We start from the raw sequence: 432 nt of genomic DNA, 5'->3' as shown, positions 1-432 counted from the left end.
GTGCAGCTGCATGGCGGCGATGGCGTGCGCAAGGGCCACATCGTCGAGAGCCTCTACCGCGAGATCCGGGCGCTGCGAATCTACGAGGGAGCCTCGGATGTGCAGAAGGTGGTGATCGCCAGGCAGGTCATTGGGGCGGCATGAGATCATGCCTTGCGAACCGTATTTGAACTAGGGGGAGCTAGACGTGCACACCATCCTGCAGCCGAAAGGCTGGGCCAAACCGATCGGCTACGCCAATGGCGTCGCGGCCGGCGGGCGGCTGGTTTTCATCGGCGGCCAGGTCGGCTGGAACGCCGAATGCAAGTTCGAGACCGACGACTTCGTCGGCCAGGTGCGCCAGACGCTCGCCAATGTCGTCACGGTGCTCGCCGAAGCCGGCGGCGAACCGCGGCACATCACCTCGATGACCTGGTATTTCACCGACAAGGC

Annotated in this window: 2 protein-coding genes; both read left to right on the top strand. The window is 64.4% G+C overall.

Annotated features, from left to right (window positions below; translation table 11 throughout):
• Window positions 1-144 (top strand): acyl-CoA dehydrogenase family protein (locus tag EN738_RS35030; protein WP_145967074.1); only part of this gene is annotated, 144 nt, incomplete at its 5' end.
• 43 nt (window positions 145-187) lie between these two features.
• Window positions 188-432: RidA family protein (locus tag EN738_RS35025; RefSeq protein ID WP_145967073.1), on the top strand; the 245-nt coding region annotated here is incomplete at its 3' end.

It is taken from the genome of Mesorhizobium sp. M4B.F.Ca.ET.017.02.2.1, from assembly GCF_003998955.1.
Lineage (GTDB): Bacteria > Pseudomonadota > Alphaproteobacteria > Rhizobiales > Rhizobiaceae > Mesorhizobium > Mesorhizobium abyssinicae.
Note: the sequence above shows the minus strand (reverse complement) of the source record. Positions and strands in the feature narration are given on the sequence as shown.